The sequence below is a fragment of the Acinetobacter sp. AG1 genome, assembly GCF_001005525.1.
GTDB classification, from domain to species: Bacteria; Pseudomonadota; Gammaproteobacteria; order Pseudomonadales; family Moraxellaceae; genus Acinetobacter; species Acinetobacter modestus.
This window is the reverse complement of the sequence record NZ_LBMZ01000109.1, coordinates 46,805-68,885: the sequence shown is the minus strand read 5'-3', so window position 1 is coordinate 68,885 and position 22,081 is coordinate 46,805. Positions and strand designations below refer to the sequence as shown.

Genomic DNA, 22,081 nt, shown 5'->3' with positions numbered 1-22,081 from the left:
TTGAAGCGCTCTTTTTATTGATCAGTTCTGATTGAATTAGTAATCGAAGCTGAAGTGTTCTGGAGCAAGTGAAGTTAAAGTACGTGAAGTCGTTACCATTGATTCTGCATGACCTTGTGCACGCGGCAATAAGCGGTCAAAGTAGAAGTCAGCAACTTTGATTTTTGCTTTATAGAATTCTGGAGTTTCAATGCCGTTACCAGCTTCTAGTTTCTCAGAAGCAATCACTGCTTGTTGAGCCCAGAAATAAGCCATCATTACATAACCAGAGAACATCAAGAAATCATTAGAAGCAGAAGATACGATGTCACGGTCTTTACGAGCTGCAAGCATGATGCGAACAGTTAAAGTGTTCCATTGAGCGCAAAGTTTCGTTAAGTCCCAAGCGAAACGACGTAAATACTTGTTACGCGCATGCGTAGCACAGAATTTCAAGATTTCAGCAGTATAGTCACGAACGACTTTACCTTTTGAACTTAAAAGAACTTTACGACCTAATAAGTCAAGTGCTTGGATACCCGTTGTACCTTCATACAATGTTGAGATACGTGCATCACGTGCGATTTGTTCCATACCCCATTCTTTGATGAAACCATGACCACCGTATACTTGCATACCATGGTTCGAAGCTTCTAGACCTAATTCAGTCAAGAAACCTTTTAAAATCGGCGTATAGAAACCTAGTTTGTCGTCAGCAGCCTCATAAGCAGCTTGATCGCCATTGACTAATGCATCTGTCATTTTGTCTGCAAGTTTAGCAGCATGATAGATCATTGCGCGACCGCCTTCTGCAACCGCTTTTTGAGTTAACAACATACGACGAACGTCAGCATGGTGAATAATCGCATCAGCTACACGCTCAGGCTCTTTCTTACCAGAAAGGGCACGCATAGACATACGATCTTTCGCATACGGTAATGCACCTTGGAAAGAAAGTTCAGCATGCGCAATACCTTGAACCGCTGTACCAATACGTGCAGTGTTCATGAACGTAAACATGGCATGTAAACCTTTGTTTACTTCACCGATGAGGTAACCTGTTGCATTGTCAAAGTTCAATACAGCAGTTGCTGAAGCACGGATACCCATTTTGTGTTCGATCGAACCACAAGAAACCGTGTTACGCTCACCTACACCGCCATCAGCAGTTGGGATGAATTTAGGTACGATAAATAAAGAAATACCACGAGTACCAGCAGGTGCATCTGGAAGACGCGCAAGTACGATATGAATGATATTTTCTGTTAAATCATGCTCACCCGCAGAGATGAAGATTTTAGTACCAGAGATTTTATAAGTACCGTCAGCAGCAGGTTCAGCTTTAGTTTTAACTTGACCTAAGTCTGTACCACATTGAGGTTCAGTTAAGCACATTGTGCCTGACCAAGTACCTTCAACAAGTTTAGGCATATAGGTATTTTTTTGCTCATCAGTACCGAACTGCATGATGGTATTCATACAACCCGTACTTAAACCTGGGTACATTGTAAATGACCAGTTCGCAGTACCCATCATTTCAGATTTGATGAGGTTCAAAGACATTGGTAAGCCTTGACCACCAAACTCTTCTGGATAAGAAAGACCTTGCCAACCGCCCATTACGAACTGGTCGTAAGCATCTTTAAAACCTTTAGGCGTTGTTACTTCGCCATTATTGAAAGTACAACCTTCTTCATCACCAGATTGGTTCAGTGGAGAAAGTACGTTTTCGCAGTAATCTGCCGCACCTTCAAGAATCATATCAACGGTTTCAGCATCCGCATTTTGACCACTTGTCAAAGTTTGGTAATGTGCTGGATAATCTAACATTTCGTTCATTAAGAAACGAATATCGCGGAGAGGGGCTTTATAAGCTGGCATAATCTTAATCCTGTATTTGAATCATTTTGGATTATCTGTTTCGATACTTTGATTATTCATAATAGTGATAAAAATACATTGATAAACTCTAGGGAAAAAATTGTCAGAAAAGCTAATTTTCGAAATGAGTTGTGAGTAAGAAAATCATTTTTCTGTTAGAGTCTTCGTATATATTATATGTGAAAAATGATCTATTTTATAGTTGAAAATATAACGATATAAGGGTGTTTGGTAAAGCTATGCGTTTAAAATATTTAACATTATGCTTGTTAGGTCTTAGTCTTTCTGCATGTTCGCAGCATGTCATTAAAACCAATTCAGGTTCTCAGAATTTAGAGCAAAAGGCAATTAATAGTCTTAATGCAATGTATGAATATCCGAGTTACGATTATCGTGGCAAATTTAAAGTTCATGTCGACCTAGATCAAAATAAATCAAACACCTCGTCAGAAAAGGCGACTTTAGATGCAGCACTCAAACAAAAAGTGGATCAATATTTACAAGAGCAAAAGGTTAATTTAAACGGCAAACAGAAGCAGGCACTCTATAATGCCTTGGCACAACAGCCCAAAAGTTCTGGTGGTTCTAAAGCTGATAAATTTGCTCAGATCATGACCAATATATTGAATGATATGCAATTTGAATATGATGGCTCAGTCCACTATCGTCAGAAAATGGGTTCGTTTAATCTGACAGCACGTTATGAAAAACCAACCTTGTTAGTTCAAGCAAAAGTGCCGATGGTTCTAGATTTAAATAATTATAAGTTTTATATCAATTACTTTGCTTTGATGCCGTATTTGGTGAACAAAGAAAATCAAAATAATTTAGCTTATTTGGATTTTTCAAAATATCAGGCAATGTTTAAGCAAGTGGATTACAAAAAATTTGCAGAGTATGTGAAAGCTTCAAGTGCTGTTTATTATCGTTTAGCTGATCAAAATAACATTCAAGCATTGTCTGTCTCCGCTGCTGATCGAAATTTAGGAGTAGTCGAAAAAATTCGCTTAAAAACATCGATTGAAGAATTAATTTTACAAGCGAATTTGTACAGCAAAGTGAATGAAAAATATTTAATGCAAAGCATTTTAAACATTCAAGGACAAAATTTAGAAAAGCTGATTGCTGATGAAACCAATGCTGCAAGCAAAACCAAGCCTGATGCAGCGGCATCCATATTAGCGAGTAAAGATTCCGCAGATGATGCAAGTGTCGTCAGTCAGCAATTATATCGTTTAGTGAATCAGCACTTTGGTGTTGAAGATGAAGCTGATCCAAAGGTATCCGATACAGCGCAGCAAGCGATGGATGCTGCCAAGGAAGCTGGGATAGTTGCTGATGATTCAGAATCAGCTGATGCTGCCGCAGATGCAGCTTCTTCCTCAGAAGATGAGCAAGGTTTAACAGAGGCCCAATGTACAGCGCTTCAGAATGCTAAACAGGCTGCTTATGGAGATGCACAGTATTGTGAAAGTATTTACGATATTGATGTTTTTAATACGAAAAAAGCCGAATCAGGTTTTCTATCTTATGTTGAAAAATTACAAAGCGTAGAAAAAGAATTTGCTGTATATGATCAAAATCAATTTATTGATGATCAGGCATTTAAAGCGCTATGGATCAAGCATCAGGCTGAGATTGAAGAAACGTTGCCCCCTCAAGACAAACGTAATCCATTTATTATGGATATTGGTTTAGATGCGCAAGGGCGAGCAGTTAAAATTGATTATGATTTGAATTATGCACTACCTGAACTGAAGTCTCGTTTTAATCTTAAAGCAGATATGTTGATTTTCAATTATGGCCAAGCAACGCCAATTGATCAGGCTCAATTGAAACGAGCGAAAACATGGGCTGAAGCAAGTAAAGGCTCAATGTTGGAACAAGCAATTGGTAGTTTCTCAGAAAAATTGGGACAGACCGGCATTCAAGAGCGTTCAGCTGAACCTTATACGTTATCTTTAGAGGATCAACTCAAGGTCATTGCAGAACAGCGATATGATGCAACACACAGTTATGAGCAAACATTTAAAGCGGTATTTATTGCCAAGCTGATAGAAAATAAAGCAGAAATTGCACAACGTTATACAAGTCAGGAATTGCAGGAAATCGCGGCTGTTTATGCCTATTGGTATGCTACAGATGACATCTATAATCCACAAGGTAAGGCGTTGAAGAGCATTGAAGCATTACAGAAGAAACATCATCTTGAGCAAGATGATCAGTTTGATGACAAGCTAGGGCAAGCTGTTAATCGTCTTGTAAATGATGCGATGCATGGTGATAAAGATCGTCAAGCTTGGAAAAAGCTACAAGCTCAATATAAACAGCCACAGCAGCTATTTGCTCAACAGTATCAAGTTCAATTTGAGCGTGATAATGGAGTTTCAAGTGAGGAAAAACCATTATTGGCACAAACCGCAGCGATTTTAGGGCAAGTATATGTCGATGCTCGTAAAAATCAGTTGTCCGAAAAGAGTATTAAATCATTAAAGATTGAACACAATGAATTTATTGATTATGAAATCTTTAAAGAAGTGTATTTGAAAATGCTAACGGCAAAATAATAGGTGATTACTTGAACAGAACCTGCGTAATGCAGGTTCTTTTTTGCTCATTAATATTTATAGATGGGTCATAAGAAATCTTTTAATTCAGGTTTGACCCCATTCCAAATAGAAAAAGCTTCAATCGCTTGACCCACCAACATACCAAAACCATCTGTTGACGGAACTTGACGCTCTTGAGCTTGATCCAAAAAGCTTGAAGGTTTGCCATAAGCCATTTCATAGGCATGGTGAAAAACCAAGCATTCCGGGAGTTGTAAAGTATCACCAGTTAAGCTGGCAGAAGTGGCATTGATGACAAAATCAAATTCACCAACAAGTTGTTCCAAGCTGAGCGCTGAGAGTTGCGCCTGCGGCACGGCATCTTTTAAATCGGAGACCAATTGTTCAGCTCGAGCAAGTGTACGATTGGCAATGACAATCTGTTTTGCGCCTGCTTGTACTAAAGGATAAATGACACCACGTGTTGCACCACCAGCACCTAAGATTAAAATGCGACTATTTTTAAGGTCCCAACCTAAGGCTTGAATGGAGGCAACTAAACCCTGACCATCGGTATTATCTCCAAACAGTTTGCCATCTTGCATCCACAAGGTGTTCACAGCTTTGGCAATTTTGGCACGTTCAGTAAGTTGATCACATAAAGCAAATGCCTGCTCTTTAAACGGCACAGTTACATTCATTCCAATGCCATCATGAGCAAAAAAATCTTTTGTTGTACTTTCAAAACCATCCAAGGGCGCAAGAATTTTTTTATAGTCTAAATTGACCCCCGTTTTTGCTGCAAATGCATGATGGAGTTCTGGTGATCGAGATTGTTCAATCGGATTCCCAATGACAGCAAATTGTTTGGTCATACTTTTATCCAAAGTTGAAAGAGAGGACAGAGGCTATTAAACATATTTGAATGCTTATGCGGACACAATATACGATAATCTTTAGGTACAAAAAAAGCACCTAAATTCAGGTGCTTTGAACAATTACGGTCAATTATTTATTTAAACTCAACCAATCTCTAGGTTTTAGATAATAATCCGTTAAACGTTTCTCTATTGAATCAGCATCCCATTCAGGGCGATAAGACCAACCCGCGAGATTAGGCAAGCTAACTAAAATCGACTCAATACGACCACCCGTTTGTAGGCCAAACAACGTACCACGGTCGTAGACTAGATTATATTCAACATAGCGACCACGACGATACAATTGGAATTCACGTTGAGCTTCGGTATAAGGCTGTTCACGATGCTTTTCAAAAATAGGCAAGATTGCTTCTAAATAACCATTACCAATGGCTTGAATATATTTAAAGCAAGTTTCGAAGTCCCATTGGTTCAAATCATCAAAGAATAAACCACCTACACCACGTTGTTCATCACGATGTTTTAAGTAGAAATAATCATCACACCATTGTTTATGTTCAGCATAAATATGTTCGCCAAACGGCTGGCATAAGTCATAAGCGGTTTGATGCCAGTTTTGAATATCTTGATCATCTGGATAGAAAGGTGTGAGATCAAAGCCACCGCCAAACCACCAAACAGGGTCTTGACCCTCAGGTTCAGCAACAAATAAACGTACATTGGCATGTGAAGTTGGGATATTGGGATTTTTAGGATGAATAACTAAAGAAACGCCCAACGCTTGTGCTTTTGCACCTGCAATTTGAGGATGGCGTTCAGTTGCCGAAGCAGGAAGTTTACTGATGTTGATGTGGGAAAACATCACTCCGCCTTTTTCAATGACTTCACCATTTTGCAGAACACGAGAGCGACCGCCACCACCTTCAGTTCGTTGCCAATCATCAATGATAAACTCAGCAGTGCCACCGCCTGCACGTTCCTGTTGTTCTAATTCTGCACAAATACGTGCTTGTAAGTCGAGTAAAAACTCGCGAACACGTTGAATATCAGCTGAAGTTGGATGCTGCATGATGATCCTCTTGATAAGATATAAGAATTATTGATATCAAAACATAAAACCATAAAAAAAGTAAGGAATTTTTGAATCTATATTAAAAATGTGTGATCGGGTATGACAAAATTCTGCGGAGCTAAAATGCTTCCTACTTTGACTGCGTAGAATGATTATCTTCGATAAGTTTGTTAATTTCTTCGTTATATAGCCAAGTATTTAAAATACCTTCAGAACTTTCCAAGCCTGTGATATCTAAAAAATGTTCAAATGTAGTCGCTACCTGTTCTCTATCTTCTGTATCGAGTGAATCAGGATCAATTTGATGGATACCATCAGAAAGTATTTTAAGTCGTTGTTCTTTATTTGGTTGTTCCGAGCTCTGATAAAGCTGGATATAAGCTTCAGCCGTCTGAGCTACTTTTTGATTCAGTAATTCTTTTTGTTGTTTGTCTTGAACACCTGTATATAGATAACCATCCCCAGCAAAGTGATCTTGTTTCTGAAATTGATATAATTGTTTGATAATTCCAGTATTTAATGAGTTATCTGGATGTTCTTTTGCCTTACTATAGCCGCTTAGTAACAGGAGACCTGTTACTAAGAAAATGCTTAATAATTTCATTTTGATAAATACTCTTATCTAAGCAGCAACATAACTCAGAAGTCATCTTTTTGATAGAGATGATCCATACGCTCACGTTTGGTCTTTAAATATTGTTCATTAAATGGGTTACGGCCTACTGTTAACGGTACACGCTCAACCACATTGATGTCTAAATCAGTTAAGGCTTTAAGTTTTAACGGGTTATTCGTAATTAACTTAACTTCTTTAATTTGTAGATGATCCAGCATAATGCTACACATGTCATAGCGACGTGCATCAGCGGGAAGATTTAACAATAAGTTAGCATCAACCGTATCATGCCCTTGATCTTGTAAAGCATAGGCGCGGATTTTATTCGTTAAACCAATCCCACGACCTTCTTGGCGTAGATATAAAATCACACCTTGGCCTGCTTCATTAATCAAACGTTGAGTCGCTTGTAATTGAGGACCACAGTCACACTTTAATGAAGCGAAAGCATCACCTGTTAAGCATTCTGAATGAATACGGACTAAAACAGGTCCTGTTGGAGGAGTTTCTAAACCTTTAGAAAGCGCCACATGTTCTTCGCCCGTTTGAGGGTCTTGAAACACAGAAATATTGAAGTCACCAAAAGCAGTTGGTAGCTTTGATGTTGCAATAAATTCAATCGGCACAGAGAGCTCGCTATGTTAGTAAAAACTGTCAAAGTATAGCTTAATGTGTGAAGATTGAGTGAATTGGAATTTCTGATTTTTCACATAAGTTTTTCTTTTTCATAGAAAGCACACAATAATGGTTGATAAACAGTGACATAATTCAGGATAATCTGTAAGTCAGTTGTTTAAGATTGGCTTGAGAATGTTCAGCACTACATCATTCGCACATGTGGCTGATTGAAGGTAGATCGTATTTAATTGTATGATTGCCCCCATTTAACCCAGCTTCGGATTTGCCAGGCTTAAAAAGGCTTTGCCACATTATGTTGTATACCGAAATTCCAACTCAACGTCCTGTTACGCCATTGTTAGATGGAATTGATCATCCACAACAATTACGTCAGCTCGAGCAAAGCCAACTCGCACAAGTGGCGGATGAGTTGCGTCAATATATTTTGTATGCGGCAGGGCAAAGCGGTGGCCACTTTGGCGCAAATCTTGGTGTAATCGAATTAACGGTTGCACTGCATTATTGTTTTAATACGCCGCAAGACCGTTTGGTTTGGGATGTGGGTCATCAAGCATATCCACATAAAGTACTGACGGGGCGTCGTGAACGAATTACTACGATTCGTAGTAAAGATGGTTTAGCCGCTTTCCCTGCGCGTGAAGAATCTGAATTTGATACCTTTGGTGTAGGGCATTCGTCAACAGCAATTTCTGCAGGTCTGGGAATGTCGCTTGCGCGTCGTTATCAAAAAGATCCGTGTGATGTGGTTGCAATTGTTGGTGATGGTGCAATGACAGCAGGTATGGCATTTGAAGCCATGAATGATGCGGTTGCACATGATGCTGATCTGATCGTCGTTTTAAATGATAACGATATGTCGATTTCATGCAGTACGGGTGGCTTTGCAAGACATTTGGCTGCAATTTGGGAAACAGGTCAACTGGTGAATGTCGACGAACATGGCCAAGCCTATGTTCAGCCACATCCGAAGTGGACTTATAACTCACGGTTACATCAATCTGCAACAGATGCAGCGGATAACTTATTTAAAGCGATCGGTTTTGATTATTTTGGGCCATTTGATGGGCATGATGTTGAACAACTCACACAAGTTTTCCATGCGCTAAAAAAACGTAAAGGCCCTCGTTTAGTTCATATTTATACCAAAAAGGGTAAAGGATTTGCGCCAGCTGAAGCAGACCCGATTACCTACCATGCTATTACTAAAATTGCACCTACAGCATCTGCTCCTGCAAAAAAATCACCGCCTAAATACTCAGACGTGTTTGGACAATGGTTATGTGATGAAGCAGCGCAAGATGATCGTTTACTCGCAATTACCCCAGCGATGTGTGAAGGTTCAGGGATGGTTCAGTTTGCAAAGCAATACCCTGAACGTTTCTTTGACGTGGCGATTGCTGAACAACATGCAGTGACTTTAGCAGCGGGTATGGCGTGTGAAGGTTTAAAACCTGTTGTAGCAATCTATTCGACCTTTTTACAACGCGGCTATGATCAATTGATCCATGATGTTGCCTTGCAAAATCTAGATGTCACTTTTGGGATTGATCGTGCTGGTTTAGTCGGTGAAGATGGCCCGACCCATGCAGGTGCATATGATTATGCTTATATGCGTACTGTACCTAACATGGTGATCATGGCACCAAAAGATGAAAATGAATGTCGTCAGATGTTGCATACGGCATATCACTATAATGGACCAACTGCCGTACGTTATCCGCGAGGTGTTGGTACAGATGCTGAAATCCAACAGCAAATGACTGCTTTAGAAATTGGTAAAGCTGAAATTGTTGCGCAATTTAATCAGGACGCAGATCAGCAGATCAGTATCCTTGCTTTTGGTAGCCGTGTTGCAGCATCAGTTGAAGCAGCAGAATTATTTGCAAGTAAACATTCGGTTGCTGTACGTGTGGTCAACATGCGGTTTGTAAAACCATTAGATGAGCAGATACTTCGTGACTTAGCTGCTGACACAAAACTTTTTGTGACTGTAGAAGAACATGCGGTTATGGCTGGTGCGGGAAGTGCAGTAAATGAATTTTTAGCACGAGCTAAAATCATTAAGCCAATTTTAAATCTAGGTTTGCCAGATGCATTTTTACATCAAGCAACTCATCAGCAAATGCTCATTGACTGTGGCTTAGATGGCAAAGGTATTTTGCTTTCAATAGAACAAGCTTGGTTATAAGTCGCTAACGCTTTGTAAATTAGAAAATAATCTTTCGCAAACATTTTTTACCTAAAAGCCCTTATATTTGATAGAATATGAGGGCTTTTATGCATTATTCTTTGTCAAAATCTTCAAATTTGTAGTGGGTGTTCAATGGAACCTATGGTGGTTATGGCTGCGCGTGCGGCTCAAACAGTTGGTCAAGAGCTTTTAAAGGCACATCAAAATCGTCATAAACTCGATTTACAAGTTGAAGAAAAAGGCATCGATGGTCCAGTAACGCGTGTTGACCGTTATATCGAACAGCTTACAATTGATACGCTTCGTAAAAGTTATAAAAACCATAGCTTCCTTGGTGAAGAGTTTGGCATGCAAGAAGGTAAAGGTCACGATGCAGATTGGTGCTGGGTGATTGATCCTTTAGATGGTACTCAAAACTTTATCAACGGTTTTCCTCATTTCTGTATTTCTATCGCTGTACAACATAAAGGCGTAACTCAGCACGGTGTGATCTATGATCCAGTGCGTGATGAATTATTCTCTGCAAGCCGTGGTCGTGGCGCAGTCATGAACCAACGCCGTATCCGTGTCAATGTTAAAGACTCTTTAGAAAACACATTCCTTGCGGTAGGTCATCCTTATCGTGCGAAACGTAATGGTGAAATTGTTTCTTATGCAGAACAACATTTCGCTTCTTTGTTGGCTGTAACTAAATCAGGCGCGCAAATTCGTCGTGGTGGCTCTGCTGCTTTGGATTTAGCTTATGTCGCTGCAGGTCGTTTTGATGGTTTCTTTGAGCTTGGTTTAAAACCGTGGGATATTGCTGCGGGTGAGCTGATTGTAAAAGAAGCGGGCGGTGTAGTTGTTGATGCTCGTGGTGGTAATGAATCATTTGATAATGGTCAAGTACTTGCTTGCTCATTGAAAATGTTAAAACCATTGATGCAAACAGTTGTTCCTGCTTGGGGCGATGCTGCAAAATAATTTGTGGATTTTTAGAAAAGGGGTAGCGATTGCTACTCTTTTTTATGCCTAATAATAGAAACACATAGAACAAGATGAAAAAAGAATAATATAAATATATTTATCATATATGCCCACATAAAAGGTGGTGCATGCATAGCACTGCTATATGCAATTAAAAGTTGTATGAAAGTAATAGTGCTTAAAATCGTGCAACTTCTAAAGGGATGTTTTTGAATAGATGAAGTCGATTCTAGAAAATATGTAACGATAAAATAACTAGAAAAAAATAAAGAAATTAGGATTACACCATCTGTAGGGTAGTGATAAATATACTCTGGTTCATTCTTTATAAGAAATGGATCAAGTTGAAAACCGAAATAGATAATATTGAGGCATCCTAATAGCCATAAGATGAATAATGATTTTAGTAGCATAGAGGTTTTAAAATTTTTGTTTGTGTATAAATATATTTAAGCTAAATTCTTATAAAATCAATGAATAATCGAAATGGATAGAAAAAACCTATTAAAAAGGGTGACTTTTAAAATTATTCTGCTATAATCCGCCCACGCACTTAAATTCCAGTTCATTACCTGAACATTCAGTTCTATTCATATTAGCGCACGCTGTCCATAGAGAGGACCATATCTTGCGCCCAAATCGCTTAGCGATTCTTCAGGTTGAGGCAGTAATCAAGCGTGCGTTTAGTCCACATCGTCGTTATTCGGATTGCCGCTGAACTTCATCTATTTTCAGCTTGAGTCGCTTTGCCGCTTTTTGCCGATGTCTATTTTTTGTATTTATTAAAATGGAGCACCCATTAGGGTGAAACTCTCTATGAGCAAAACTTTTGCCGAATTTTCTTTGCACGAAACCTTACAACAAGCCCTAGAAGGTTTAGGTTTTACAAGCCCAACTCCTGTGCAAGAACAAGCGATTCCAGCTGCGTTAGATGGAAAAGATTTATTAGTTTCAAGCCAGACAGGTTCTGGTAAAACTGCAGCATTTTTACTCCCTACATTAAATGCTTTGGCAGGTCAGGAAACTTTTGTGCCATTTAAAGAGCGCATGAAAGCTGTGACTCAACCAAGCATCTTGGTTTTATGTCCTACGCGTGAATTGGCTCAACAAGTAAGCCAAGATGCGATTGCATTTGTACGTCATATGAAAGGTGTTCGTATTGCTGCAATTATGGGTGGTATGCCTTTTGGTAAGCAAATTCAACAGCTTAAAGGCGCACAAGTGATTGTTGCAACGCCAGGTCGTTTGCTTGACTTAGTAAATCGTCGCCAATTGAAACTTGATAAAGTTGAATCGTTAATCGTCGACGAAGCTGACCGTATGCTTGATCTAGGCTTCTCTGAAGATTTAGAAGCAATTGGTGAGTTAGCTGCAAACCGTAATCAAACATTAATGTTCTCTGCGACTTTTGCTGATCGTATTATTCGTCTTGCTGAACGTATGATGAATGATCCACAACGTATTGCAATTGAAACTGGTCACAGCACTAATACTGATGTAACTCAAACATTACATTGGACAGATGGCTTTGAGCATAAGAAAAAATTACTTACTCACTGGTTGTCTGACGAGTCAGTAGATCAAGCTGTTGTCTTTGCAAGCACGCAAGAAGATACAGATATGCTTGCTGAAGAATTGGCTGAAGCAGGTCACTCAGTTGTTGCATTGCATGGTGCTATGCCACAAACCGTTCGTAACCGTCGTTTACGCAGCATCCGTGAAGGTCGTGCAAAAATCTTAGTTGCAACTGATGTTGCTGCACGTGGTTTAGACGTACCAACTATTTCTCATGTTATTAACTTCGGTTTACCGATGAAAAACGAAGACTATGTACACCGTATTGGTCGTACAGGTCGTGCGGGTCGTACAGGTCAAGCGATTACACTTGCGACTTATCGTGAGCGTGGCAAAATCCGTGCGTTAGAAGATTATTTAGATGCACGTTTAAATGTATCTGAAATTGAAGGTTTAGAGCCATCTCCACCTCCTGCTCGTTCAGGTCGTGATGGTGGTGGTCGCGGTCGTGATGGCGGTGGTCGTGGTCGTGGCGGCCGTGATGGCGGTCGTGGTGGTTTTGGTGGTGGTCGTCGTTTTGAAGGCGAGAGCAATTTCAAACGTCGTGAAGGCGGTGATGATCGTCCACGTCGTAGCTTCGATGATAAACCACGTGGTGAGCGTCCATCATTCGGTGGTGAAGATCGTCCACGTCGCGAGTTTAACTCTGACCGTCCACGTCGCGAAGGTGGTTTTGAAGACCGTCCACGTCGTAACTTTGATGATAAACCACGTGGTGAACGTCCATCATTTGGTGGTGAAGATCGTCCACGTCGCGAGTTCAATTCAGATCGCCCACGTCGTGAAGGTGGTTTTGAAGATCGTCCAAAGCGTAGTTTTGGTGGTGAAGACCGTCCACGTCGCGAGTTCAATTCAGATCGCCCACGTCGTGAAGGTGGTTTCAATGATAAACCACGTTTTGATTCGAATGATGACAACCGTGGTAACCGTGTAGATTACAAACCACGTCGTGAAGGTAGCTTCGGCGACCGTCCAAAGCGTGATTTTGGTGATCGCCCACAACGTGAAGGTGGTTTTGGTGACCGTCCAAAACGTAGTTTCGGTGGTGAAGATCGCCCAAAACGTAGTTTCGGTGGTGAAGACCGTCCAAAGCGTAGTTTCGGTGGTGAAGACCGTCCAAAGCGTGATTTTGGTGATCGTCCAGCACGTGAAGGTGGCTTCGGTGGTGACCGTCGTCGCAAAAACGATTTTTAATAGTTAAAAACCGATGAAAAGAAGAAGCCAGTTGTAAAACTGGCTTTTTTATTTAGGATTAGTCATGTAAAATTCGAAAAATGTCTACTAATTCAAATTTTACAGAAGAAATGAATAGGGTTAAGCAAAATAAAAGTCTTTTAAGTCAAATATGGTCATTCATTTGTGGTGAAGGGCTGCCATGTCTGTTTGTTATTTTAATGCTTTGTAATGGGTTATTTTTTGCATATGCACTTATTGCACGCAATCATACCGACTCTTTGAATGCAAGCTCACAGCATGAGTTGAGCACAGAAGTTGATAAAAAGAACAATTACATAAATTAATAATCTTCATACGTAGCATATCAAAATAAAAACAAGCGCTTAATCTTTCAGTGTATAGTATGCGTGCATAAAAAGTGCAGGAATGAATGCCAGTATGAATAACAAATCTCCTCTCGATGCTGAAGCCCTAATTGAAGTTAAAAACTTGAGCTTTAACCGAGGGGAACGCGTCATTTATGATGATGTCAGTCTTAAAATTCGACGTGGTCAAATTACTGCAATTATGGGACCTTCGGGAACAGGTAAAACCACTTTGCTCCGTTTGATTGGTGGGCAGTTAATCCCTGATCGTGGTGAAGTATTGCTCGATGGTAAGAATATTGCAGCCATGTCTCGTCCAGACTTGTTTGCTGCACGTGCACGTATGGGGATGTTATTCCAGAGTGGTGCGTTATTTACTGATATGTCAGTTTATGAAAATGTTGCATTTCCTATTCGTGCGCATACACAATTACCAGAACATTTGATTGCTGAGTTAGTCGCTTTAAAGTTGGAATCGGTTGGGTTACGCGGTGCTGAACCATTAATGCCATCTGAACTTTCGGGAGGTATGAATCGTCGTGTTGCTTTAGCGCGTGCGATTGCACTTGATCCAGAATTGATTATGTATGATGAGCCATTCGCTGGCCAAGATCCAATTGTTAAAGGTGTTCTAACACGATTGATTCGTTCTTTGCGTGAAGCTTTAGACTTAACAACAATTATTGTCTCGCATGATGTCGCAGAGACATTATCGATTGCTGATTATATTTATGTGGTTGCTGAAGGCAAAATTCAGGGTGAAGGTTCACCTGAGCAGCTACAGGCACATGCTTCCCCATTTGTACGTCAATTTTTAACAGGCTCAGCTGAGGGACCTGTTGAATATCAATTTACTCATCAAGCATATTTAGATAACGAGGTTCGTGCATGAATACGATTGCCTGGTTAGGTAGACTCGTTATTGAGCGAATAAAGGGGATAGGTGCAGCGTCACTTATGCTCATCCAGATTTTATTTTCAGCGCCTTCAAAGGGTGGCTTTCAACGCTTTGTGTATCAGATGCATCGTGTTGGGGTCATGTCTCTGCTGATTATTGCTGTCTCAGGCTTGTTTATTGGCGCTGTCCTTGGCTTGCAGATGTATAGCATTTTGGTCACTTTTGGTAGTGAAGCCATGTTGGGGACTGCGATTTCGTTAACTTTGTTACGTGAACTTGCTGCTGTTGTTGCTGCATTATTATTTGCAGGGCGCGCAGGCTCGGCTCTCACTGCCGAAATTGGTTCAATGAAACAGAGTGAACAATTGGCCAGTATGGAAATGATTGGCGTTGATCCACTTCGTCAAATTGTGGCTCCGCGTTTGTGGGCAGGTATTGTTAGTTTGCCGATGTTGACTGTGATTTTTGCAACGATCGGTATCATTGGTGGCAAGTTGGTTGGCGTAGATTTTTTAGGTGCTGATGAAGGTTCTTTCTGGGGTGGTATGCAAAGTACAGTTCAGTTTGGGCATGATATTTTTAATGGCACTATTATTAAAAGTATTGTTTTTGCGCTGATTTGTACATGGGTTGCGGTCTATCAAGGTTATGCTTGTGATCCAACGCCAGAGGGTATCGCGACTTCGATGACTAGAACGGTCGTATATTCTTCACTTTGTGTATTAGGTTTTGATTTCGTGTTGACTGCGGTCATGTTCGGAGGGATTTAATGAAATCACGTACTAGTGAGCTGGCCGTAGGTATTTTTGTGATTATCTTCGGTATCGCTCTATTTTTTCTTGCGATGAAAGTTAGTGGTTTAGTGGGTACAAATCTACGTGATAGCTATAGCATGACAGCGCAGTTTGATAACGTAAATGGTTTAAAACCACGAGCAAAGGTGACCATGAGTGGTGTGACCATTGGTCGTGTAGAATCTATTACGCTTGATCCAGTAACACGTTTAGCAACAGTTAAGTTTGATTTGGATGGTAAATTAACCAGCTTTAATACTGAGCAATTAAAAGAAGTGCAGAAAAATGCCTTAGAAGAATTGCGTTATAGCTCAGATTATCAACAAGCTGATGCTGCGAAACAAAAAGCAATGGAACAGCAACTTATCAGTAACATGACCTCCATCACCAGTTTGGATGAGGATGCTTATATTATGGTTGCAACCAATGGCTTACTGGGTGAGAAGTATTTGAAAGTTGTACCAGGTGGTGGTGTGAATTACCTAAAACGTGGTGATGTTGTTTCAAATACCCAAGGTACAATGGATTTAGAAGATTTGATCAGTAAGTTTATTACTGGTGGTGCTGGTAAAGCCACATCAAGCTCAACAACTTCAGAGAGTTCGGCATCGCAGCCAGCTGCTACTGAAGCAGAACCGTCATTTGTTGAGTAATTCAGGTTAGGAGATTGAAGTGAATACATTATTGAAACAGACGTTAACAGCAAGTGTATTATCAACCATGCTTGCGAGTGCTGCATTTGCAGCACCAACAGAAACCCCACCTGATTTTGTTAAACGTGTGGCTGATGGTTTAATTACACGTTTAAAAGCAGATCATGCGAAATTACAAAGTAATCCTGCTTTAGTAAAATCGATTATTCGTCAAAATCTTGATCCGTATGTTGATTCACAAGCATTTACACGTATCGTATTAGGTACGTATGCAAACAATCAATATACAACAGCTGCGCAACGTGCTCAGTTTGAGCAAAATTTCCGTGCTGTGATTATTGAAAACTATGGCGGTGCTTTCGCTAAATATACCAATGAAAGCTATACGATGCGTCCTTTTAAGTCGACCAATAGTAAGAACCCCGTTGTTACATTAGACTTCTTACATAATGGTGAGAAAATCCCTGTATCGTTCCAGTTGACAGATAAAGGTGACCAGTGGAAAGTCCGTAATATTAATGTGTCTGGTATTGATTTAGGCTTGCAATTCCGTAACCAGTTTGCTGCTACTGTTCAGCGCAATGGTGGTGATATGAATAAAGCGATTGCAACCTTTAAGCCAGATGCAGATGCTGCTGTTAACAAGAAATAAGTAGGTGACGGGTGATTCAGTATATTGATCAGCAATTAATTGTTTCAAAAACAATTGATTTCTCGAATGCAGAACAGGTTTATCGAGCAGGTTTAAAGCATATCCAGCAACATAAGAGTTTTCCTCTTATTGTTGATCTGGGTCAGCTTGAACAAGGAAACACCCTTTCTTTGGCAGTGTTGGTGCAATGGTTGCGTCAAACGCCAAATAATAAAGGTCTACATTTTAAAAATGTGTCTGAGAAAATGCTGAAAGTCATCCAAGCTTGCCATCTACAAGATGATTTGAAATTGATATGAAAAAAGTCTTGTAATAAAAAAGCACCGTAAGGTGCTTTTTTATTAAATCCATTTCTTCCAGCGGAAGTACACCATTGGGAGGACCAAAAACGCCATCAAAATAGCAGTGACGATCCAGAAACTCAGACTGCCATGAGCAAACGGCAATACATCGGTATTCATCCCGTAAATGCTAGCAATCAACATCGGTGGTGCAAGCATACTGGGTAAAATCGAGAATCGACGAATCGTGTCATTTTGTTCGGTGTTAATGAAGCCTGATGTGGTATCCAGTAAGAAGCGAACTTTCTGGAATAAGAATGCATCATGTTCGACCAGTGAACGGACATCCTCACTTAATTCTCGAATATCAGCATCATAAATATGACTGCCTAAAGCTCGAGGACGAGAGAGGAAGGTAAGTACACGACGTAAATCGATCAAACACAGTTGCGCCTTTCCAAGCATATCTTCTTGTTGTGCGAGTCGTGTAATCATGTCATCAAGATCGAGCAGGGTTTCACGATGATGGTTATTGAGTACTTCTGTGGAGTATCTTTCTAAGTCTTTGTGGATATCTTCTAAGATATCCGCAAGTTCATCGAGTTTAGCTTCAAGTAAGCCCAATAAAATCCATGTTGGGTCTTTATAGTCCATATCATAGTCATTGCGGCGTGCGCGCGCACGGAAGGCACGAAATGCAACTAATTTTTCGCCACGCATGGTAAACAAACGATCTTTATGCAGAATGAAGGCAACAGTTTGTACTGTTGCAAGCATATGAGATGACTCATCTGTATCGCCATCGACCTGATAATTTTTATTCTTTGTTAAAAAATATGTACTGATATGCAAAATGCCATCATCATCACGGTAAAATCGTGCGGATGAGGAAATGTCTTCAAGTGATTTTAATGTTGGTAAGTTTCGCTCGTAAGCATCAAATACCCACTGTTGTTCTTCTTGAGATGGAGCAATTAGATCAATCCAAACCAACTCAGGGTGGAGATCAAAACTCCCATTGATTGTTGCATCTTCTAGACTACCGCGCTCTGTGGCATAAAAGGCTTCAAGCATGTCTTTTTTCCTCGCGCAGCCAATGTGAGATTTTCAGCATTGTACCGAAAACCAGCGTGTATTTTAGACAAGGATGAAACGAAAAACACTTGCCTAAACGTTAATTTCTAAAAAATCTTGTTACACAGCCTACTTTATCAGCATGACAGTTATATAAAACGGTTTTAATTGTATGAATTCTATATGTGTTTTTTGCGGTTCTTCTCTCGGTAATGATCCCATTTATCAACAAATTGCACAGGCGACAGGACTGGCAATTGCACAGCAAGGTCAAACGCTTGTGTATGGGGGCGGTCGCTCTGGTTTGATGGGTGTAGTTGCAGACAGTGCAATAGCCGCAGGTGGGCAGGTCATTGGCATCATTCCACAAGCTTTGGTTGATCGAGAATTAGCGCATACGGGTTTGACTGAATTGTATGTAGTCAAGGATATGCATGAGCGAAAAACGAAAATGGCAGAATTAGCAGATGCGTTTGTCGCATTGCCTGGAGGAGCAGGCACCATGGAAGAGATCTTTGAGCAATGGACGTGGAATCAATTAGGGATTCATCAAAAGCCTTGTGCATTTCTAAATGTTGAGGGCTTCTATGGTGGATTAATTCAAACGATCCAAGATTCTGTAGATCGCGGATTTAGTCAGGCAAGGTTTGTAGAGAACTTAATTGTCGCCGATAATATTGGTGAAATTTTAACTGCATTTTCAGTGTATCAGCCTGCAACACCAAAATGGATGTCAGCTGCAGATATTCAAGTTTAAGGGGATAATGTGAAAATCATAACCGTTGCTGCCGCGATTATATTGAATGAAAAAAATCAATTGCTTTTGGTTCGTAAGCAAAATACACAAGCTTTTATGCAAGTAGGCGGCAAGCTAGAAAGTAATGAAGCGCCTGAAATTGCAATACAGCGTGAAATTTTAGAGGAAATCGCGTGTGAATCTGAGATCAAACAGTTTGTCGGGCGCTTTGAAACGGCTGCTGCAAATGAGCCTGATCATCTGTTAGTGAGTTATGTTTATGAGGTGAAACTGAAACAAACACCACGTATCGCTGCGGAAATTGCGGAGATGAAATGGATTGATTTGGAAGATCAAGTCACTTTACTTGCACCTCTTACTCAACAAGTGGTGATTCCATGGTGTCATCAAAATTTAGAGAACTAGCATTATTACGGATAGGGGCTGCTAAACAAATACTATAAACCTGTTGGCAGCCAAGTTGTTGCAAGACTTGAGATAAGGCGGTAATTGAACTCCCCGTTGTGACGACATCATCGACGATCAAGACTTTGCGATAACGAAGATGATCGGGCGGCGCAGCCACAAATTGCTGTTCAATATTTTCTAGTCTTTCGATGCGCGATAAACCTTTTTGCGAGTGTTGATCCAAGCGTTGTACTGGTTGCCAGATAGGGATATTTAAGCTTTTACTAAGTGCTTGGGCTAGCAATAGCGTTTGGTTGAAACCTCGTTCAACTAATCGATCAGTTGAAATCGGCATTGGAACGATGGCATGTACTTTAGGAAGCTTTAGTTGTTGTAGTAGTCCTTCCAATAGTCGTTGATGATGCAGTTTTTGTTCATATTTAAATTGCTGAATGATGCGATCAATCGGATATTGATAATGGCATACAACGAATATTTGTTGTTGATTACGTTGAATGGATTGTTTTAACCAAGGTAACTGATTCCAACAACTTTGACATACTCCGTATTGCTTCCTAATCCCAATATCACACAGGCTACATGGCGTTAGATAATCAAAGATTTGTTTTGCTGATGTTTTAATTAATTTAAACATAGGCGTATCTTGGGGCTTCAGGTAGCCAGCGTTTTAATAGTCCATCAGCATGTTGTGGATAATCTTTTAGAATTTGTTCAGCCACATAATGTGCTTGCGTGAGTAAATGATCATCACGTTCTAAGCGTGCCACACGAAAGCCCATATCCCCAGTTTGTTTTGTTCCTAAGAGTTCACCCGGACCGCGTATTTCCAAATCTTTTTCAGCAATTACGAAACCATCATTACTTTCTCGTAAAATAGAAAGTCGCTCCTGACCATTTTGAGACAAGGGTGATTTATAGAGCAGAGCACAAAAACTAGCGGTAGCACCACGTCCAACACGCCCTCGAAGTTGGTGCAATTGCGAGAGACCTAGACGTTCAGCATTTTCAATGACCATGATTGAGGCATTAGGCACATCGACCCCAACCTCAATCACTGTTGTGGCAATTAACAGTTGTGATTGATTGTCTTTAAAGGCTTGCATGACCGCTTGTTTTTCATCTGCTTTCATTTTGCCGTGGACTAGACCAATATTGATGTCTGGAAAGCGTTCCTTAATTTCTTGATAGGTGGCTTCGGCGGCTTGAGCATCTAGGGCCTCAGATTGTTCCACTAAGGTGCAGACCCAATAGGCTTGTTTACCTTCACGACAGTTGCTGGCAATCCTTTGTAGAACTTGTTCACGGCGATCTAAAGGAATTGTTACGGTTTGAATTGGGGTGCGTCCCGGGGGGAGTTCATCAATAATTGAAGTATCTAAATCACCATAAGCACTCATCGCGAGTGTTCGGGGAATCGGGGTTGCTGTCATCACCAATTGATGTGGGGTAAATTGATTAGCGCCTTTATTTCTTAAAGCAAGGCGTTGATCGACCCCGAAACGATGTTGTTCATCAATAATAACCAAGCCTAGTTTAGAAAATTCCACGGCATCTTGGAATAAAGCATGCGTACCGACAATAAGTTGTGCATGACCTTGTTTAATTTGTTGTTCAGCTTGTGTACGTGCTTTGCCTTTTTGTTTGCCTGAAAGCCATGCCACTTGGATGCCTAGTGGCTCAAACCAACGTTTAAAATTTAAATAATGTTGTTCTGCTAAGATATCAGTCGGTGCCATCAGTGCAACTTGCCAGTCTGCTTCTAGTGCATGGCAGGCTGCAACTGCTGCGACGAGTGTTTTACCTGCTCCTACATCACCTTGGACTAAACGCAGCATCGGTTGATTTTGCTTGAGATCTTGCAAGATTTCCTTAGAAACTCGTTTTTGTGCATTGGTCATTTGAAAAGGAAGACCATCTAATAATGCCTTAGCCAAGATTTTACTGCTATCAAAGCGAGGTGCAGCAATTTGGCGGATATAGGCACGGCGTGTTAATAGGCTAATTTGATGGGCGACCAGCTCTTCAAAAATTAATCGTTGTTGGGCAGGATGCGAACCTTGATTGAGTTGTTGCATGTTGGCATCAACAGGGGGCTCATGAATATATTCTAATGCTTGTTTAAGTTCATAGCCGTTGCTGTATTTTTTAGGCAATAACTCAGCTAAACCATCACTATGATGTTGTAACGCCTGACGAACATATTCACGTAATTTAGGCTGCGTCAGACCTTCCGTGCTGGGATAGATCGCTGTAAGTTGGGTTTTGGGTAACGGCGTATGCTGTTGGATCACCTGTATTTCAGGGTGATACATTTCAAGACCGCGTGCTCCAACACGAACTTCACCGAATATTCGGAGTTGTTGTCCCATTTTGATGCGATCAGTTAATCCCTTATAAATATGATAGAACCGTAAAGTGACCTTGCCAAAATCATCTTGTAATAAGGCTGCAAGTGATTTCTTTTTGCCTGGAGGAAAATCTACGGATCGAACTTCACCTTCGAGCAAATAACTTCGTCCAACAACCAGCTGATTCATTGGAATAATGGTGCTACGATCTTCATAGTCACGAGGAAGATGAAATAACAAATCATCCGTGCTAAAAATATGAAGCTTTTCTAATAGGGTTGTTGCGGCGGCACCAACACCTTGTAATTGCTGGACTGAAGTCATCT

At 40.5% G+C, this 22,081-nt stretch carries 19 protein-coding genes; 11 read left to right on the top strand and 8 right to left on the bottom strand.

The genetic code is table 11. The features are described from left to right. Window positions 1-36: 36 nt before the first annotated feature. A complete protein-coding gene (locus AAV96_RS08715) occupies window positions 37-1,860 on the bottom strand; it encodes an acyl-CoA dehydrogenase C-terminal domain-containing protein (RefSeq protein ID WP_046738994.1) in 1,824 nt (607 codons plus the stop codon). 239 nt (window positions 1,861-2,099) lie between these two features. Between AAV96_RS08715 and AAV96_RS08710 the strand changes: the two genes are divergently transcribed. Next, complete coding sequence (locus AAV96_RS08710) at window positions 2,100-4,427, top strand: hypothetical protein (RefSeq protein WP_046738993.1); 2,328 nt, start codon at window positions 2,100-2,102, stop codon at window positions 4,425-4,427. Between the two features lie 68 nt (window positions 4,428-4,495). Here the strand turns inward: AAV96_RS08710 and aroE are convergent, their stop codons facing one another. The 4 genes from aroE to ribA form a co-directional block, all read right to left on the bottom strand. Further along, window positions 4,496-5,284 carry a shikimate dehydrogenase gene (gene aroE, locus AAV96_RS08705; protein ID WP_046738992.1) on the bottom strand — a complete coding sequence of 263 codons (789 nt, stop codon included), beginning with the start codon at window positions 5,282-5,284 and terminating at the stop codon, window positions 4,496-4,498. A gap of 133 nt (window positions 5,285-5,417) precedes the next feature. Beyond that, a complete protein-coding gene (gene hemF / locus AAV96_RS08700) occupies window positions 5,418-6,359 on the bottom strand; it encodes an oxygen-dependent coproporphyrinogen oxidase (RefSeq protein WP_046738991.1) in 942 nt (313 codons plus the stop codon). A 133-nt stretch (window positions 6,360-6,492) separates the two neighbouring features. Next, window positions 6,493-6,966 (bottom strand): DUF4844 domain-containing protein, encoded by a 474-nt coding sequence (locus tag AAV96_RS08695; protein WP_046738990.1) that lies wholly within the window; start codon window positions 6,964-6,966, stop codon window positions 6,493-6,495. Between the two features lie 35 nt (window positions 6,967-7,001). Then, on the bottom strand, window positions 7,002-7,604 hold the full coding sequence (gene ribA, locus AAV96_RS08690) for a GTP cyclohydrolase II (RefSeq protein ID WP_004660293.1): 603 nt from the start codon (window positions 7,602-7,604) through the stop codon (window positions 7,002-7,004). Between the two features lie 305 nt (window positions 7,605-7,909). On the opposite strand from ribA, the gene dxs reads away from it, so the two are divergent. From dxs to AAV96_RS08645, 8 genes are all read left to right on the top strand, one after another. Further along, window positions 7,910-9,805, top strand: coding sequence for a 1-deoxy-D-xylulose-5-phosphate synthase (gene dxs, locus AAV96_RS08685; RefSeq protein WP_046738989.1), 1,896 nt, complete (start codon window positions 7,910-7,912; stop codon window positions 9,803-9,805). A gap of 135 nt (window positions 9,806-9,940) precedes the next feature. Beyond that, window positions 9,941-10,771, top strand: coding sequence for an inositol monophosphatase family protein (locus tag AAV96_RS08680; protein ID WP_004660297.1), 831 nt, complete (start codon window positions 9,941-9,943; stop codon window positions 10,769-10,771). 819 nt (window positions 10,772-11,590) lie between these two features. Next, window positions 11,591-13,543, top strand: coding sequence for a DEAD/DEAH box helicase (locus tag AAV96_RS08675; protein ID WP_005219611.1), 1,953 nt, complete (start codon window positions 11,591-11,593; stop codon window positions 13,541-13,543). A 420-nt stretch (window positions 13,544-13,963) separates the two neighbouring features. Next, window positions 13,964-14,782 carry an ABC transporter ATP-binding protein gene (locus AAV96_RS08665; RefSeq protein WP_005219612.1) on the top strand — a complete coding sequence of 273 codons (819 nt, stop codon included), beginning with the start codon at window positions 13,964-13,966 and terminating at the stop codon, window positions 14,780-14,782. Further along, window positions 14,779-15,558, top strand: coding sequence for a lipid asymmetry maintenance ABC transporter permease subunit MlaE (mlaE, locus tag AAV96_RS08660; RefSeq protein ID WP_004660307.1), 780 nt, complete (start codon window positions 14,779-14,781; stop codon window positions 15,556-15,558). The genes AAV96_RS08665 and mlaE overlap by 4 nt, the downstream gene beginning before the upstream one ends. Continuing rightward, complete coding sequence (locus AAV96_RS08655; RefSeq protein WP_046738988.1) at window positions 15,558-16,235, top strand: outer membrane lipid asymmetry maintenance protein MlaD; 678 nt, start codon at window positions 15,558-15,560, stop codon at window positions 16,233-16,235. The genes mlaE and AAV96_RS08655 overlap by 1 nt, the downstream gene beginning before the upstream one ends. 19 nt (window positions 16,236-16,254) lie before the next feature. Beyond that, window positions 16,255-16,887: a phospholipid-binding protein MlaC gene (locus AAV96_RS08650; protein WP_004660309.1), complete on the top strand. Its 633-nt coding sequence runs from the start codon at window positions 16,255-16,257 to the stop codon at window positions 16,885-16,887. Window positions 16,888-16,898: 11 nt separating this feature from the next. Further along, window positions 16,899-17,186 carry a lipid asymmetry maintenance protein MlaB gene (locus AAV96_RS08645; protein WP_004660311.1) on the top strand — a complete coding sequence of 96 codons (288 nt, stop codon included), beginning with the start codon at window positions 16,899-16,901 and terminating at the stop codon, window positions 17,184-17,186. Window positions 17,187-17,228: 42 nt separating this feature from the next. Here the strand turns inward: AAV96_RS08645 and AAV96_RS08640 are convergent, their stop codons facing one another. Further along, entirely contained in the window at window positions 17,229-18,242 is a 1,014-nt protein-coding gene (locus tag AAV96_RS08640) for a CorA family divalent cation transporter (protein WP_046738987.1), read from the bottom strand. 172 nt (window positions 18,243-18,414) lie between these two features. Between AAV96_RS08640 and AAV96_RS08635 the strand changes: the two genes are divergently transcribed. Beyond that, window positions 18,415-18,999, top strand: a complete 585-nt coding sequence (locus tag AAV96_RS08635) for a TIGR00730 family Rossman fold protein (RefSeq protein WP_046738986.1) — start codon at window positions 18,415-18,417, stop codon at window positions 18,997-18,999. Window positions 19,000-19,008: 9 nt separating this feature from the next. Next, on the top strand, window positions 19,009-19,404 hold the full coding sequence (locus AAV96_RS08630) for an NUDIX hydrolase (RefSeq protein ID WP_046738985.1): 396 nt from the start codon (window positions 19,009-19,011) through the stop codon (window positions 19,402-19,404). On the opposite strand, the gene AAV96_RS08625 is transcribed toward AAV96_RS08630, so the two are convergent. Both AAV96_RS08625 and recG read right to left on the bottom strand, forming a co-directional pair. After that, window positions 19,355-20,041: a ComF family protein gene (locus AAV96_RS08625; RefSeq protein WP_046738984.1), complete on the bottom strand. Its 687-nt coding sequence runs from the start codon at window positions 20,039-20,041 to the stop codon at window positions 19,355-19,357. The genes AAV96_RS08630 and AAV96_RS08625 overlap by 50 nt on opposite strands. Further along, window positions 20,034-22,079: an ATP-dependent DNA helicase RecG gene (recG, locus tag AAV96_RS08620; RefSeq protein WP_046738983.1), complete on the bottom strand. Its 2,046-nt coding sequence runs from the start codon at window positions 22,077-22,079 to the stop codon at window positions 20,034-20,036. The genes AAV96_RS08625 and recG overlap by 8 nt, the downstream gene beginning before the upstream one ends. Window positions 22,080-22,081: the final 2 nt, after the last annotated feature.

Bases quoted from the DNA above. Each gene is read 5' to 3' on its own strand.
- AAV96_RS08715 (WP_046738994.1), bottom strand. From the start codon at position 1,860: ATGCCAGCTTATAAAGCCCCTCTCCGCGATATTCGTTTCTTAATGAAC.
- AAV96_RS08710 (WP_046738993.1), top strand. From the start codon at position 2,100: ATGCGTTTAAAATATTTAACATTATGCTTGTTAGGTCTTAGTCTTTCT.
- aroE (WP_046738992.1), bottom strand. From the start codon at position 5,284: ATGACCAAACAATTTGCTGTCATTGGGAATCCGATTGAACAATCTCGA.
- hemF (WP_046738991.1), bottom strand. From the start codon at position 6,359: ATGCAGCATCCAACTTCAGCTGATATTCAACGTGTTCGCGAGTTTTTA.
- AAV96_RS08695 (WP_046738990.1), bottom strand. From the start codon at position 6,966: ATGAAATTATTAAGCATTTTCTTAGTAACAGGTCTCCTGTTACTAAGC.
- dxs (WP_046738989.1), top strand. From the start codon at position 7,910: ATGTTGTATACCGAAATTCCAACTCAACGTCCTGTTACGCCATTGTTA.
- AAV96_RS08680 (WP_004660297.1), top strand. From the start codon at position 9,941: ATGGAACCTATGGTGGTTATGGCTGCGCGTGCGGCTCAAACAGTTGGT.
- AAV96_RS08675 (WP_005219611.1), top strand. From the start codon at position 11,591: ATGAGCAAAACTTTTGCCGAATTTTCTTTGCACGAAACCTTACAACAA.
- AAV96_RS08665 (WP_005219612.1), top strand. From the start codon at position 13,964: ATGAATAACAAATCTCCTCTCGATGCTGAAGCCCTAATTGAAGTTAAA.
- mlaE (WP_004660307.1), top strand. From the start codon at position 14,779: ATGAATACGATTGCCTGGTTAGGTAGACTCGTTATTGAGCGAATAAAG.
- AAV96_RS08655 (WP_046738988.1), top strand. From the start codon at position 15,558: ATGAAATCACGTACTAGTGAGCTGGCCGTAGGTATTTTTGTGATTATC.
- AAV96_RS08640 (WP_046738987.1), bottom strand. From the start codon at position 18,242: ATGCTTGAAGCCTTTTATGCCACAGAGCGCGGTAGTCTAGAAGATGCA.
- AAV96_RS08635 (WP_046738986.1), top strand. From the start codon at position 18,415: ATGAATTCTATATGTGTTTTTTGCGGTTCTTCTCTCGGTAATGATCCC.
- AAV96_RS08625 (WP_046738984.1), bottom strand. From the start codon at position 20,041: ATGTTTAAATTAATTAAAACATCAGCAAAACAAATCTTTGATTATCTA.
- recG (WP_046738983.1), bottom strand. From the start codon at position 22,079: ATGACTTCAGTCCAGCAATTACAAGGTGTTGGTGCCGCCGCAACAACC.